This window comes from Aeromonas sp. 603079, from assembly GCF_049172135.1.
Taxonomy (GTDB): Bacteria; Pseudomonadota; Gammaproteobacteria; order Enterobacterales; family Aeromonadaceae; genus Aeromonas; species Aeromonas veronii.
Genome location: NZ_JAAKPX010000007.1, coordinates 169,404 through 184,417 on the forward strand (window position 1 = coordinate 169,404; position 15,014 = coordinate 184,417).

Here is a 15,014-nt window from a genome sequence, read left to right on the forward strand (position 1 = left end):
TGTTTTACTTGAAAAAAGCAAGGGGCATCCTCATCTTGTCTCCATCGGGTGCCGCGGGCACCATCCCTGCAACCGGGCTGCTTTCCAATGAAAATCCTCCATACCGCCGACTGGCACCTTGGCCATCAACTTCATGGCCATGACCGCCGTTTTGAACACGATGCCTTTCTCGACTGGCTGAGCGGCACCCTCAAGGCGCGCGAGATCGACGCCCTGCTGGTGGCGGGCGATCTGTTTGATACCGCCAATCCCCCCGCCAGCGCCTGGCAACAACTCTACCGTTTTCTGGCGCGGCTGCGCGCCGAGATGCCCCACCTCAACATGGTGCTGATCGGCGGCAACCACGACTCTCCCTCCAAGCTCGATGCCCCCCACGAGCTGCTGCGGGCCTTTGATCTGCATCTGGTGGGCAGCATCAGTCGCGACAGTGAGGGCAAGCTCGAGGCCGACCGCCTGCTGGTACCGCTGCAAGACAAGGAGGGCAACATTGCCGCCTGGTGCGCCGCCGTGCCGTTCCTGCGCAGCAGCGATCTGCGGGTGGAGCCGTTGGAAGAAGGGCAGGACCGGCTGATCGAAGGGGTACGGCAGGTCTATGCCGAGGTGCTGGCCGAAGGGCGCGCCCGCTGCGGGGAGGGTCTGCCGCTCATCGCCATGGGCCATGCCTATCTGGCGGCGGGCCAGCTCTCGGAGCTGTCGGAGCGGCGGGTGCTCGGCGGCAACCAACACGCACTGCCTGCCGAACTCTTTGCCGGTGCCGACTACACGGCGCTCGGTCACCTCCATCTGGCCCAGAGCCCGGCCGAGGGGGTGCACTACAGCGGCTCGCCGCTGCCGCTTTCGCTGGCCGAAGCCAACTACAACCATCAGGTGCTGGAAGTGACCTTTTCAGAGGGGAAACTGGCCGGGCTGGAGCGGATCCCGGTACCCCGCGCGGTGGAGATGATCCGCCTGCCCCAGAGCAGCCTCGACGACGCACTCAAAGCCATCGCATCGCTCGAGCTGCCTGATTGTCCACAAGAAGCACAGCCCTTCCTCGAAGTACGGCTGCTGCTGCCCAAGCCAGAAGCCCGCATCCGCGAGCGTATTCTGGCGGCCATCGCAGACAAGCCGGTGCGTCTGGCCCGCATCAGCACCCAGTATCAGGGCTCGGGCGAAGGGCTGGCCGATGGTCGCGAGCGGCGCAGGCTCGATGAGCTCTCTCCCACCGAGGTGTTTCGCCTCTGCTATCAGCGCCAGTTCGAGGGGGAGCCCGAAGCCGAGCTGGTCGCCTCGTTTGAAGAGATCCTGGAGCAGGTGAAGGAGTCAAACCAATGAAAATCTTGTCTCTGTCAGGTGAGAATCTGGCCAGTCTGACCGGCCCCTTCACCATCGACTTTACCAAGGGGGCGCTCGGCGCCGCCGGTCTGTTTGCCATCACCGGCAACACCGGCGCCGGCAAGAGCACCCTGCTCGACGCCATTTGTCTGGCCCTCTACGACAGGATGCCGCGTTTGATGGGAATGCGTCAGAATGTCGAAAAAATTGGTCGTGCCGATGAAGACGAAAAAGAAAAATTAACAGCGAATGACGTTAAAAATATCCTCAGCCGCGGTCACGCCAGCGGCTTTGCCGAGGTGCAGTTTCGTGGCTGCGATGGCCGCATCTGGCTGGCCCGTTGGGCGGTGCGCCGGGCACGCAACCGCTCGGAAGGGCGCTTTCAGGCGCAGGAGCGCACCCTGACCGATGTGGCGTCGGGGCAGGTTTTCTCCGGCAGCAAGCGGGAGCTGCAGGATCGCATCGACGAGCTGGTGGGTCTCTCCTGGGAGCAGTTCCGCCGCGCGGTGATCCTGCCGCAGGGGGAATTTGCCGCCTTTCTCAAATCGGATGCCAACGAGCGCTCCGCCCTGCTCGAACGGATGACCGGCACCGAACTCTACTCTGCCATCTCCATCCAGACCTATGAACGGGCGCGGGAAGAGCAGCAGAAGCTGGCCACCATCGCCCAGCGCCTCGGCGACGTGGCGCTGATGGATGAAACGACCCGCGAACAGTGGGTAAGCCAGCAGGTGAGCCTCTCCACCACCCTCAAGCACGAGCAGCAACAGCAGCAGCTGATGCAGGACTTGCGCGACCTCAACAGTCGCATTGCAGCCCAGCTGCAGGGCTGCGCCGAGGGACAGGCGGCGCTCGATGCCGCCCTGCAGGCCCACGGCGCCGCGGCCCCCGAGCGCGAGGAGTTTGCCCGTGCCGAACAGGCCCAGGTGGCCCGCGCCGATCACGACGAGCTGGCCCGCCTCACCCTTGAGGTACAGCAGCAGGAGAAGGTGATCGCCGAGCTGGGGCCTGAGCTGGCCAAACTCGAGGAGCAGACCCAGCAGAGCGCGCTGACCGAACAGCAGTTGCTGGCGGAGAAGATCGCCGCCGAGCGGGAATGGGGTGCCCTGCAACCCGAACTCAAGCGGGCGCAGGAGCTCGATACCCGCATCCGGGAAAAAGTGCAGCAGTTGCAGAAGATCCAGCAGGAGGGGGCACAGGAGCGAGAAGTGCAACTCACGCTGGAGCAGGGCTGGCGCGAGCAGAGCCGACAGGTAGAACTGCTCAAGCAGCAGCACCAGCAGTGGGGCCTTTGGCTCGAAGAGCATAAGGAGCTGGCACCGGTGGCCCGTCAGTGGCAACCCCTGCTCACCGCCATGCAAGATTGGGCCGAGGATGCCGACAAGTTACAACAGCTGCTCACCCTGCGGGATCACAAGCTGCGCGCCCTGCAACAGTTGCAGCGCCAGCTGGAGCAAGGCCAGCAAGAGCGCGACTACTGGCAACATGAACAAGCTCGGCTGCAACAGCAACAGAACGAGCTGCAGGAGCAGCAGTGGGAGAGCCGCCTCGCCAAGGCGCAGGAGCAGTGGCAGCAGCAAACCGAACAGCTGGGTCAGCTGCGCCAGCTGCTGGAGCTGGCCGATTATGGCCGCAACCACGGCGAACAGCATGGCCGCTTGCAGCAGGAGATTGCCCAGCTGGAGCAAGCGCTGGGCAAGCTCGCCACCCTTGGCGAAGAGCTGGCCCCCGCCCGCGAGCGGCTCGCCCTGCAGCGGGATGAAGCGCGCCACGCGCTGGAGCAGTCCCGCGCCATCGCCAGCTTCGAGCAGTATCGCCATATCCTGAGCGATGGCGAACCTTGCCCGCTGTGCGGTTCCGGGGAGCACCCCTACAGCCAGAGCCAGCCACAGGTGGCTGGCATTCTTGGTCAACTGGCGGAACGGACCCGCAGTCTGGAGCTGGAGTGGGAGCGGCTCAACCATCAGTACATTCAGTGCGAGAGCGAGCGTCAGGAGCTGGCCCGCCAGCTGGCGGTGCGTCAGCAACATCTGCCGGAGCTGGAAACCCGCGCCGAGCAGCTGACCCAGCGCTGGCAACAGCTGGGGGGCGATACCCTGCTGGGCCATCCGCTGCCGCTGCGCCAGAGCCCCATTGAGTGGAACGAGCTGATGAGCACCCTGCTTGGCCGTGGTCAGGCGCTGGAGCAAGGGTTGGCCCAGAGCCAGCAGCAGCTGCGTCAGGCCCAGCTTGGCCAACAACAGCTGCAAGGGGTGCGTCAACAACTGAGCCAACTGGCTGCCCAGCACCAGCAGTTTGACCAGCAGTGGCAAGAGGCCGACCGCCAGCGCATCGCGCTGGAAGGAGAAGTGAAGGCAATGGGCGAGCAGGAGGCGACCCTGCGCCAGCGCCTCGAACAGGGGGGCAACCGTCTCGATGAGCAGATGGCTGGCCAACCCTGGCGCCAATGGCTCGGCAGCCAGCAGTGGCACGAGTGGCAGCGAGCCTGCGAAGCCTGGCTGCACGGCCAGAGCGAGTGGGAGCGTCTGGCCAGCGAGATCGCCAGCCTCACCCCCGCCCTGAGTGCGCAGGAGGCACGCCTGCAGACCCAGCGCGAGCTGCTGCACAAACTCGAGCGGGACTACAAGGAGCACGAACAGCAACGGCAGGGGCTGCTCACCAGCCGCGCCGCCTGTCTGAATGGCGAGGAGATCCCGCAGGTCGAGAGCCGCTGGCAGCAACGACTGCAGCAGCTCGCCAGCGAACTGGAGGCGATGCAACAGAGCGCCCGCGCCCTGCGCGAGCGGCAGACCGAGCTCAAGACCCGTCTCACCCATGTGGAGCAGGAAAAGCAGACCAGCAGCCGCCGCAAGCGGGAGGTGCTAGGCCGCTGGGCCGCCCACGCCAGCACCCTTGGCATTGCCGAGTACGACCTTCGCCGCCTGCTCGCCATCAGCCCCGATGAACTCAAGGCTCGCCGCTCTGCCCTGCAAGGGTTGGAAGATGCCCTTGGCGAGGCGCGCACCCGCCTTGCCGAGCGGCAACGGGCGCTGGCACTGGAGGAGAGCAAGCGGGATCGCTATCGCGAGCATCACCCCGAGCTGGCTGCCCTGCCGGATGCAGAGCTGAGCGATCAACTGGCGGCACTCGATGCCCGCTGTCGCGCCCTTGAAGAGCAGCTGTTCGAGTGCAAGAGCAAACTGGCACAGGCCGAAGCCGCAGCCCTCAAGGCGGGCAGCCTGCAACAGGAGCTGGCCGCCCAGCAGGCGGTGGCCGACCACTGGCAGCAGCTGTGCGATCTGATTGGGCAGGCCAACGGCGCCAAGTTCCGCACGTTCGCCCAGAGCCTCACCCTCGAGCGTCTGCTGCTGGAGGCCAACGCCCAGCTCGCCGAGCTATCGCCCCGCTACCGGCTGGAGCGGGTACCCGGCACCGATCTGGCGCTACAAGTGGTGGATCTCGACATGGGGGACGAGGTGCGTTCGGTGGACTCCCTCTCCGGTGGCGAGAGTTTCCTGGTATCGCTGGCGCTGGCGCTGGCCCTCTCCAGCCTCTCGTCACGGCAGACCCAGGTCGAGTCGCTGTTTATTGACGAAGGGTTTGGCACCCTGGATCCGGACAGTCTGGATCTGGCGCTCGCCAGCCTCGACTCCCTCCAAGCCGCCGGTCGCCAGATCGGGGTCATCTCCCACGTCCAGACGCTGGTGGAGCGGATTGGCGTGCAGATCAGGGTCGAAGCTCTCGGCGGCGGCGAGAGCCGGGTAGTGGTTCCCTGAGAGCCTTCGGCTCACCCCCCACACCGTAAATAACAAGACCCCGCCAATTGGCGGGGTCTTGTTGAGAGGCAATCAACCGAAGCGGTAGGCGCCCATATAGAGGCTGCCGCCATCCCAGCTCTCGTGCAGCCGGGTGGGCGCCACACCATCAGCGGCCCCCAACGCCACAAAGAGTGGGCGCAGGTGGTCGTCGTGGGGATGGGACTCCACCGCACCGGGAGCCTGCTGGCGATAGTTGAGCAGCGCCAGCCGATCCTCTTCGACCATCTTCTGCTCCAGCCAGTCGACAAACTGGCTGGCCCACTCCGGCACTGGCGAGCCTTCCGGTGCCAGCGCCCGCAGGTTGTGGGTGATGGCGCCAGAGGCGAGGATGCCAATTCCCTGACTGCGCAGCGCCCCCAATACCTCTCCCAACTGCCACAACTGGGCCGGGGTGAAGCTGGCGGGAATGGAGATCTGCACCAGCGGGATCTCGCTGTTTGGGTCGATCAGGGAGAGCGGCGACCAGACCCCGTGATCCAGCTCGCGCCGCACCGGGGTGGCGGTCAGTCCGGCCAGTGCCAGCTGGTCGCTCACCCCTTGTTGCAGCCACTCGGGGCTGCTGGCAGGCCAGCGCATCCGGTAGAGGGGCTCGGGGAAGCCATAGAAGTCGTACATCAAGGCCGGTTTGGGCTCGACGTTGATCTGTAGCTCGCGGCTGAACCAGTGGGCGGAGATGACCACCAGCCCCTTGAGCTCACCCAGACGCAGGGTTCGCAGAAAGCGGGTGGCGGGTTGCTCACGCAGCACCAGATCCGGTGCGCCGTGGGAGATAAACCAGACAGGGGCGAGGGACATAAAGCAGACTCCAACAAAGTATCAGGGGGCGATACCGGAGGGGATATCGCTGTTGGAATCGATTATCCTCCCGCCATGAAAGGTGGACAATCCAGCAAGATAGATAAGAACTATCAACCAATGGTTGATAATTTCACGCTTTCACGACCGGTAAGCAGCAATAGATATCAAGGCTGCGACGCTTCCGGCTGCAGTCGGACTGCGCGAAGCGCCATCCGGGTCGCTGCACTGTGATCCTGCCACTCTCGCCACGCCAATCCCTCGGCGGCCACCTCCCCTTTCACCGGATGGGAGAAAATCGCCAGCAGTCGCGCATTATCAGGCCAGTAGCGGGCTGGCAGTGTCTGAACCAGCAGCAGGGCGGCGCCCAGCAAGAGCAGAGCCCATCCGGTTTCATGGCTGTTTTTCATCTCGGCCTCCTTCACCCGTGCGCCAATGAACTAACATTTTTGCGCAAGCCGGTGACAAGACGGTGACAGCGGACGGGTGGTCATTTTACAACATCTGAACCTCAACCCGGCCAAACAACCACAGATGGCAACATTTGTATCCCTTCAGCCCGAACCTGTGGCCGTATGCTCTAAAATGTGACTCACAGGAAAACGTTATCCCTGAAAAGAAAACGTTATCTGGTCAAAACGTTGTTTCTGGATCATAAAAAGATTCCAAAAACTGGTGTATATTGCTCGGCGGAAATTCCTTAACCATGAAGATTGACATGAAAAAGACCAAAATTGTCTGCACCATCGGTCCGAAGACCGAATCCAAAGAAATGCTGGCCAAAATGCTGGACGCCGGCATGAACGTCATGCGCCTGAACTTCTCCCACGGTGACTACGCCGAGCACGGCAGCCGCATCAGCAACCTGCGCGCTGTAATGGCCGAGACCGGCAAGCACGCAGCTATCCTGCTGGACACCAAGGGTCCGGAAATCCGTACCATGAAGCTGGAAGGCGGCAACGACGTCGCGCTGGTCGCTGGCCAGACTTTCACCTTCACCACCGACCAGACCGTGGTTGGCAACAAAGACAAAGTGGCTGTGACCTATGCAGGTTTCGCCAACGATCTGCGCGTCGGCAACCGCATTCTGGTTGATGACGGCCTGATCGGTCTGGACGTTATCGAAATCACCGAGCGCGAAGTTATCTGTAAAGTGCTGAACAACGGTGACCTGGGCGAGAACAAAGGCGTTAACCTGCCGGGCGTCTCCATCAAGCTGCCGGCCCTGGCCGAGAAAGACAAGCGCGACCTGATCTTCGGTTGCGAGCAAGGCGTTGATTTCGTTGCTGCTTCTTTCATCCGCAAGAAAGAAGACGTTCTGGAAATCCGTGAGCACCTGAAAGCCCACGGTGGCGAGAACATCCAGATCATCTCCAAGATCGAAAACCAGGAAGGTCTGGACAACTTCGACGAGATCCTGGCTGTTTCCGACGGCATCATGGTTGCTCGTGGCGACATGGGTGTAGAGATCCCGGTTGAAGAAGTTATCTTCGCCCAGAAGATGATCATCGCCAAGTGCAACAAAGCCCGCAAAGTGGTTATCACTGCCACCCAGATGCTGGACTCCATGATCAAGAACCCGCGTCCGACCCGCGCCGAAGCTGGTGACGTGGCCAACGCCATCCTGGACGGTACCGACGCAGTCATGCTGTCCGGTGAATCCGCCAAGGGTAAGTACCCGCTGGAAGCCGTGACCATCATGGCCACCATCTGCGAGCGTACCGATGCCGTGATGCCGTCCAACCTGTCTGCTGCAAACGACAGCAACAAGCTGCGCATCACCGAAGCCGTATGTAAAGGCGCCGTAGAGACCTCCGAGAAGCTGGACGCCCCGCTGATCGTGGTTGCTACCGAAGGCGGCAAATCTGCCAAGGCCATTCGCAAGTACTTCCCGAAAGCCTGGATCCTGGCTATCACCACCAACAAGAAAACTGCTGCCCAGCTGGTTCTGACCAAGGGTGTGGTTGCTCACGTGGTTGACAGCATCGCCTCTACCGACGATTTCTATCGCATCGGTAAAGAAGCCGCGCTGGAAATCGGCATGGGTCTGAAAGGTGACGTGGTTGTGATGGTCTCCGGTGCTCTGGTACCGAGCGGCACCACCAACACCGCTTCTGTTCACGTTCTTTAATCAGAGCTGAACGAGTTGAAAACGGCGCCTGCGGGCGCCGTTTTTTTTGTCCCTCCCCCCTGCTTACCTGACAAGCCCGGTGTTAGAATCCACGCGAATTTAATCTATGCGGGAAATCTCCCGAATATCGCGTAATAACCCGGAAGTTATATGCCCTCAATACGTTTTAAAAGAGTCTCGGCCACCCTGTTGCCGCTGCTCTGTCTCCTCGCCAGCCTCTGCGTCCCGCAAGCCATGGCGCAAGATGTCCCCTCTCGCAACGCAGTTCAGCGAGCGCTGGATGGTCTGGGTAAATCAGAGACCCTGACCGTCAGTCAGCAAGCAGATCAGAAGTTGCTGACCGAAACCCTCGGCCTGCTCGACAACATCGACAAGGAGGAGGCGAAGGCCAAGACCCAGGCCCAGCGGATCCGCAACCTGCCCACCGAACTCAGAGAGATCAGCGCCAAGCTCGATGCCCTGACCAAGGGCAAAAGTGCAGAGCAGATCAAGAGCGAATACGCCAGCATGAGTCTGGCAGAACTCGACAGCCGTCAGCCGGAAGTGCTGGCCAACATGCAGGCGGCCCAGGAGGCCCTCGGCGCCATCGGCAGCCAGCTCACCAGCTTGCAGACACTGCCGGAGCGAGCCCAGGCCAGCATGAGCCGTGCCTACCAGCGCAGTCAGGAGATCCGCAGCCGCCTCAACGCAGGTGAAAGCGTCTCCAGCGCCGAGAAGATGAAGCTCGGTGCCGAGCTGGCCCTGCTCGACCTGCAACTGGCCCACCTGCAAAAGGAGCTGGATAACCGTACCAGCATGCAGGATCTGGCGATCAAGCAGCGCGACTACCAGAGCGCCCGTCTCGCCAGCGAAGAGCAGAAACTGCAGCTGTTGCAGGATCAGAGCAGCGCCAAGCGCCTCGGCGACACCGAAAAAACCGCCGAGCAGACCGGTGAACTGGTGGCGACCGAAGACAGCCCGCTGGTGCAAAAAGAGCAGGAGCTCAACCACCAGCTCAGCCAGCAGCTGATCGGTGCCACTACCAGCCTCAACTCGCTGGTCCAGAAAAACCTGCAAGCCAAGAGCTGGCTGGAGCGCGGCATCCAGACCGAGCGCAACCTCAATGAACAGGTGCAGATGCTCAAGGGCAATCTGCTGCTGTCGCGCATCCTCTATCAGCTCTATCAGCAGCTGGAGGCGGCCCCCACCATCGCCGTCAAAAACCTGGAAGAGCAGATCGCCGATCTCCATCTGGCCCAGTTTGAACTGAGCCAGCAGCGTGACCAGCTGTTCCAGAAGAACCTCTATCTGGACAATCTGATCGCCGGCAGCAAGGATCCGGTGAGCGAGGAGGACAAAGAGAGCCTTGCCAAGCTGCTCGACACCCGCATCAATCTGCTCGATCAGCTCAACCGCCAGCTCGACAGCCAGCTCACCAACGCCATCAGCCTGCAGCTGACCCAGCAGCAGCTGGCGCGGGTCTATGCCTCTATCGAATTTACCCTGCAGCAACACATCTTCTGGGTAAGCAGCAACAAGCCCATCGACAGCAAGTGGTTTATCAGCTGGCCCGCCCAGGCCTACAAACAGGCCTCCGACTGGGTATTGAAACCGGACTGGAAACGCTGGCGCGAAGAGCTGCTGGGGATCGCCCTGCTCGCCTTCCCGCTGCTGCTGATCGGCGGCCTGCTGGTCTGGAAACGTCCGGCGCTGGTTGAGCGCGAGAAGAAGATCACCAAGGACCTTGGCCGTTTCCGTCAGGACAGCCAGTGGCACACCCCGCGCGCCCTGCTCTATACCGTGCTGCAACGCCTGCCGGGCAGCATGTTCATTCTCGCTGGCGGTCTGCTGCTCACCTACTGCGGTCTGCTCAGTCCCAAGCTGATGTTCCAAATCACCCTGAACCTCGCCCTCGGCTATCTGGTGTTCAGCGTCTATCTGGCGGTGATGCGCCCGGGTGGCATCGCCGAAACCCACTTCCGGATCCCGAAAGCGGAGCTGCAGGCCAAGCGCAACAGCATGCGCTACATCTGGTTGCCACTGCTGCCGCTCATCATGCTCGCAACCAAGGCGGTGGTTGAACCCTCCACCCTGGGCAACGACGTGATCGGTCAGGCTATGACCCTGACCCTGCTGGGGCTGGCCGCCTATCTGGTGTTCCCCATCTCCCGCGCCCGCATCAAGGGCGAGGCGAGCATGCAGAAGTCGCTGATCGCCATCGCCCTGGCGCTGGCGCCGGTGGCGCTGATCGTGCTGGCGGTGCTCGGTTACTACTACACCGCGCTGAAGCTCACCGGTCGCCTGATCGAATCCTTCTACCTCATCATCATCTGGAGCCTGGTCTACCGCACCGCCCTGCGTGGTCTGGAGCTGGCAGCACGTCGTCTGGCCTACCGCCGTGCGGTGGCCAAGCGTGAGCACAAATCTTCGGAAGATGCGGAAGGGGGCGAATCCATCGAAGAGCAGCCCATGGATCTGGAGGATGTCAGCCAGCAGTCCCTGCGTCTGACCCGTACCGTGCTGATGCTGATCTTCGGCGTCGCCTTCTACTGGCTCTGGTCCGATCTGGTCGCGGTCTTCTCCTACCTCGACAGCATGGTGCTGTGGCACCGCAGCGAAGGCACTGGCGCCAACGCCGTGCTGTTCCCCATCAGCCTGAGTGACGTGCTGATCGGCTTCCTGCTGCTCGGCGGTGCCTGGTCACTGGCGCGCAACCTGCCGGGCTTGCTGGAGGTGCTGGTGCTCTCCAAGCTCAACCTGGCTCAGGGGACCGCCTACGCCATCACCACCATGCTCAACTACGTACTGATCGGCTTTGGCTCCCTCACCGCTCTCTCCATGATGGGCGTGCAGTGGGACAAGCTGCAGTGGGTAGCGGGTGGTCTGTCAGTCGGTATCGGTTTCGGCATGAAGGAGATCCTCTCCAACTTCGTCTCCGGCATCATCATCCTGTTCGAGCGTCCGGTGCGGATCGGTGACACCGTCACCATCGGCTCCTTCTCCGGTACCGTCTCGCGGATCCGCATTCGCGCCACCACCCTGACCGACTTCGACCGCAAAGAGGTGATCATCCCCAACCAGCAGCTGATGACAGAACGGCTCATCAACTGGTCGCTGAGTGACACCGTCACCCGGGTGATCGTGCGGGTGGGCGTGGCGTACGGCTCGGATCTGGAGCTGACCCGCACCCTGCTCAAACAGGCGGCCGACGAAAACAGCCGGGTGCTGAAAGACCCAGCCCCCATCGTCTACTTCCTCACCTTTGGCGCCAGCACTCTGGATCACGAGCTGCGCTTCTTCGTGAGCGAACTGGGTGATCGCAACCCGGCGGTAGACGAGTTGAACCGCAAGATCGACCAGCTGTTCCGCGAGAACGGCATCGAGATCGCCTTCAACCAGATGGATGTCTACATCAAGAACATGCAGGGCGAAGAGCAGAAGGTGGAGTCCAACTCCGCCGCTCTGCCACCTCCCGCGGAAGATGGCAAGCAGCCAGCCTGATAGCGAACTGCACTGATCTGATGACAACAGCCGCTCACCCAGGTGAGCGGCTTTTTTATGTTCCCGTTGCTACGATCGTCCCCTCAGGCAACCACCGGAGAGTGATAAATGAGTTTACCCGCTGCGGTCTCTCACCTAATGTAGGCTGACGAACGGGAGAGCAGGGAGCCGCGTTTTCGCCCATGGATGACCAACAACTAGAGCACATTCTGTTTCGCTCCTTTGATGTGATCCCGCTCCCAATCCTGGTGTCCGAGTCGACAGCCAGCCAGGGTCATATGTCACTCGACCGGATCCCCCTGCGTCGCCATCTCTTCCTCAACAGGGCCTTTCGCGAACAGCTGGGCTATGAGCTGCAGGATCTGCCGGACATGGAGAGTTGGTTTCACCTCGCCTATCCCGATGAGAGCTATCGCAACTCGGTAATTCAGGCCTGGCATAACCAGATAGAGCAGAGCCTGCACCATGGGCTGGAGGTCGCCGAAATGCCTGCGCTGATCCGCTGCAAGAGCGGTCAGTCGCGCTGGTTTATCGTCACTGCCCAGCTGGGGGCAGATGCCATCCCGGATAGCCATATCGTCACCTTTCGCGATATCCACGACCTGCAATGCATGGTAGAAGAGGTGAGCCGCCTCTCCTGCACCGATCCCCTCACCGAACTGACCAACCGGCGTGGCGCACAGCAACAGCTGCAGGCTCTCTGGTTGCAGGGCCAGCCCCTCTCGGTAGTACTGGGAGATATCGATCATTTCAAGCAGGTCAATGACCGCTACGGCCACCCTGCGGGCGATGCCGCGCTCTGCGCCGTCGCCCACGCCATGGCGGGCCAGCTGTTGCCGGGGGAGAGTTTGGCCCGTTGGGGCGGGGAGGAGTTCCTGCTGATCCTGCCAGACTGCAGCATTGAACAGGCAGCACGGCGCGCCGAACAACTGCGCCAGCATGTCAGTACCACCCGCTTGCCATGGCAAGGAAAACAGATCGCGCTAACCATCAGTCTGGGGTGTGCCAGCATGAAGGGTCAGGAGAGCATCGACTATCTGCTGATGATGGCAGACCGGGCCCTTTATCAGGCGAAGGAGCAGGGACGTAACCGGGTGGTCATCTCGGCACAATAGCCTGATAGCCAGAAAGGGAAGCTCGCACGCAACCATAAAAAAACCGAAGCACCAGGCTTCGGTTTTTTACTGCGGCAACTGGCATAGGCCAGCCGACCATTACTTCTTGATGCGGATAACCGGAGTCTCGCCCACAGTCACGGCACCAGTCATCTTCACCAGCTCTTTGATCTCGTCCATGTTGGAGATGACCACCGGAGTCAGGGTAGATTTGGCTTTTGCTTCCAGAACGGCCAGATCGAATTCGATGATGGTATCACCGCGCTTGACCTGCTGGCCTTCCTGAGCGATACGCTTGAAGCCTTCGCCTTTCAGTTCAACGGTGTCGATACCGAAGTGAACGAACAGCTCGATACCAGAGTCGGACTCCAGAGAGAACGCATGGTTGGTCTCGAAGATTTTTCCGATGGTGCCATCGCACGGAGCAACCATCTTGTTGCCAGCCGGCTTGATGGCGATACCGTCACCCACGATCTTCTCGGCGAAGACAACGTCAGGCACATCTTCGATCGGCACGATTTCGCCAGACAGCGGAGCGAAGATTTCGATGCCGCCGGTATCAGCGCTATCGTCGGACACCAGTTTCTTCAGTTTGTCGAACAGACCCATAGTAAAAGCTCCTAGAGATGATTTGTCGCTGTTTGCAGCCGATCTTAGCAGACTGCCTTCTGCTTGATAAAGTTATCTACGCACGCTTCGATTTCAGCAGCGGTGGCAAAGCTCAATGCCTGGTCAGCCATTGCCTTCACATCTTCGAAGCTGGTGTTGCGGATAAGCTTCTTGATACGCGGTACAGAGATGGCGCTCATGGAGAACTCATCCAGACCCATACCCAGCAGCAGCAGGGTGGCGCGCTCGTCACCAGCCAGTTCACCACACATACCGGTCCACTTGCCTTCGGCGTGGGACGCATCGATAACCATCTTGATCAGGGTCAGGACGGAGGGTGACAGCGGGTTGTACATAGCGGAGATCATCTCGTTACCGCGATCGACAGCCAGGGTGTACTGGGTCAGGTCGTTGGTACCGATACTGAAGAAATCCACTTCCTTGGCCAGATGATGAGCCATCACGGCAGCGGCCGGGGTCTCGATCATGATACCCACTTCGATGGATTCATCAAAGGCTTTGCCTTCAGCACGCAGTTCGGCTTTCAGCGTCTCCACGGTAGCTTTCAGGCTACGGAACTCTTCGACAGAGATGATCATCGGGAACATGATGCGCAGTTTGCCGAAGGCAGACGCACGCAGAATGGCCCGCAGCTGAGCGTGCATGATGTCTTCGCGGTCGAAGAAAATACGCACGGCACGCCAGCCCAGGAAGGGGTTCATCTCTTTCGGGAAATTCATGTACGGCAGCTCTTTGTCGCCGCCAATGTCCATGGTACGCACGATGATCGGCTGATCCGGCATCGCTTCGGCCACTTCTTTGTAGGCTTTGAACTGCTCGTCTTCGGTCGGCAGCGCGTCACGGTCCATGAACAGGAACTCGGTACGGTACAGACCCACGCCTTCGGCGCCATTGCGGATGGCACCTTCGGTATCCTTGACGGTACCGATGTTGGCGCACACTTCGACCTGGTGACCATCCAGCGTGATGGCAGGCAGATCTTTCAGCTTGGCCAGCTCATCTTTCTCGGCCTGGAACTGAGCCTGGAACTTCTTGGCTTCGTTCAGCTGTTCAGCGGTCGGATTGATGATGATCTGGTTATTGATCGCATCCAGCACCAGCATGTCACCGTTCTTGACGCGCTCGGTGATGTCGTTGGTGCCTACCACGGCCGGCAGCTCCAGGGAGCGGGCCATGATGGAGGTGTGAGAGGTACGGCCACCGATATCGGTGACGAAACCCAGCACATATTTCAGGTTGATCTGAGCGGTTTCAGACGGGGTCAGGTCTTTGGCGACCAGGATCACCTCTTCGTCGATGGTGCTCAGGTTGACAACGGCGATGCCCAGCACGTTCTTCACCAGACGGGTACCGATGTCACGGAAGTCGGTAGCGCGCTCGCGCAGATAGGGGTCATCCAGCTCGGCCATCATCTTGGCGTACTGCTCGATCACCTCATAGATGGCTTTGTCGGCGGATGCCTTGTTCTCTTTGATGAAGGATTTGATATCCCCTTCCAGCTCCTCATCTTCGAGCAACATGATGTGGCCTTCGAAGATGGCCTCTTTTTCCTCACCGAAGGTGCGACCGGCCATCTCTTTGATGGCTTCCAGCTGGGCAGCTGACTTGGTACGAGCTTCGAGGAAACGGTTGATCTCGCCATCAATCTGATCAGCAGAGATTTTGCCCTGATTGATAACGATTTCATCTTCTTTAAGAAGAAGCGCCTTACCGAATGCGATACCGGGGGACGCAAGAATGCCAGATATCATA

9 protein-coding genes are annotated in these 15,014 nt (G+C 60.8%); 5 read left to right on the forward strand and 4 right to left on the reverse strand.

Annotated features, from left to right (window positions below; translation table 11 throughout):
* The first annotated feature begins 87 nt into the window (after positions 1–87).
* On the forward strand, positions 88–1,314 hold the full coding sequence (locus G5287_RS07105; RefSeq protein WP_421231086.1) for an exonuclease SbcCD subunit D C-terminal domain-containing protein: 1,227 nt from the start codon (positions 88–90) through the stop codon (positions 1,312–1,314).
* Entirely contained in the window at positions 1,311–5,069 is a 3,759-nt protein-coding gene (locus G5287_RS07110) for an AAA family ATPase (protein ID WP_421231087.1), read from the forward strand. Before G5287_RS07105 ends, G5287_RS07110 begins: the two co-directional genes overlap by 4 nt.
* A gap of 72 nt (positions 5,070–5,141) precedes the next feature.
* Here G5287_RS07110 and G5287_RS07115 read toward each other — a convergent pair whose 3' ends face one another.
* Entirely contained in the window at positions 5,142–5,906 is a 765-nt protein-coding gene (locus tag G5287_RS07115) for a DODA-type extradiol aromatic ring-opening family dioxygenase (RefSeq protein ID WP_421231088.1), read from the reverse strand.
* Between the two features lie 167 nt (positions 5,907–6,073).
* The gene (locus tag G5287_RS07120) at positions 6,074–6,316 is read right to left on the reverse strand and encodes a hypothetical protein (protein ID WP_227342253.1); all 243 of its coding nucleotides are present in this window, start codon (positions 6,314–6,316) and stop codon (positions 6,074–6,076) included.
* A 308-nt stretch (positions 6,317–6,624) separates the two neighbouring features.
* Here G5287_RS07120 and pykF point away from each other — a divergent pair, with 308 nt between their 5' ends.
* The 3 genes from pykF (at position 6,625) to G5287_RS07135 (ending at position 12,632) form a co-directional block, all read left to right on the forward strand.
* Positions 6,625–8,037, forward strand: coding sequence for a pyruvate kinase PykF (pykF, locus tag G5287_RS07125; protein ID WP_031227651.1), 1,413 nt, complete (start codon positions 6,625–6,627; stop codon positions 8,035–8,037).
* 150 nt (positions 8,038–8,187) lie between these two features.
* Entirely contained in the window at positions 8,188–11,517 is a 3,330-nt protein-coding gene (gene mscK / locus G5287_RS07130; protein WP_421231089.1) for a mechanosensitive channel MscK, read from the forward strand.
* Between the two features lie 182 nt (positions 11,518–11,699).
* Positions 11,700–12,632, forward strand: a complete 933-nt coding sequence (locus tag G5287_RS07135) for a GGDEF domain-containing protein (protein ID WP_227342250.1) — start codon at positions 11,700–11,702, stop codon at positions 12,630–12,632.
* Between the two features lie 99 nt (positions 12,633–12,731).
* Here the strand turns inward: G5287_RS07135 and crr are convergent, their stop codons facing one another.
* Positions 12,732–13,241, reverse strand: a complete 510-nt coding sequence (crr, locus tag G5287_RS07140; RefSeq protein WP_216953167.1) for a PTS glucose transporter subunit IIA — start codon at positions 13,239–13,241, stop codon at positions 12,732–12,734.
* A gap of 44 nt (positions 13,242–13,285) precedes the next feature.
* The gene (ptsI, locus tag G5287_RS07145) at positions 13,286–15,013 is read right to left on the reverse strand and encodes a phosphoenolpyruvate-protein phosphotransferase PtsI (protein ID WP_216953166.1); all 1,728 of its coding nucleotides are present in this window, start codon (positions 15,011–15,013) and stop codon (positions 13,286–13,288) included.
* Position 15,014: the final 1 nt, after the last annotated feature.